Origin of the sequence: Aeromonas sp. SrichE-2G, assembly GCF_017939565.1 — a bacterium.
In the GTDB taxonomy this organism is placed as follows: Bacteria; Pseudomonadota; Gammaproteobacteria; order Enterobacterales; family Aeromonadaceae; genus Aeromonas; species Aeromonas taiwanensis.
On the sequence record NZ_JAGKRG010000021.1, the window covers coordinates 1 to 320 of the forward strand.

The following is a 320-nucleotide window of genomic DNA, read 5'->3' on the forward strand; positions in this document are numbered from 1 at the left end:
AATTGGGTGCCTGGCAGTGTCCTACTCTCGCATGGCGAATGCCACACTACCATCGGCGCTACAGCGTTTCACTTCTGAGTTCGGCATGGGGTCAGGTGGTTCCACTGCGCTATTGCCGCCAGGCAAAATCTTCAATCTGAGAAAGCTGATGTAAGTAGTTTCGTATTTGTCACAAGGCTCGAAACACTTCTTGGGTGTTGTATGGTTAAGCCTCACGGGTAATTAGTATGGGTTAGCTCAACACGTCGCCGCGCTTACACACCCCACCTATCAACGTTGTGGTCTCCAACGGCCCTTTAGGACCCTCAAGGGGTCAGGGA

General features: G+C 52.2%; 2 rRNA genes. Both read right to left on the minus strand.

The window, feature by feature from the left end:
- Window positions 1–8 precede the first annotated feature (8 nt).
- A 5S ribosomal RNA gene (gene rrf, locus J9885_RS14800) occupies window positions 9–123 on the minus strand.
- Between the two features lie 78 nt (window positions 124–201).
- Window positions 202–320, minus strand: a 23S ribosomal RNA gene (locus tag J9885_RS14805); the annotation flags it as partial.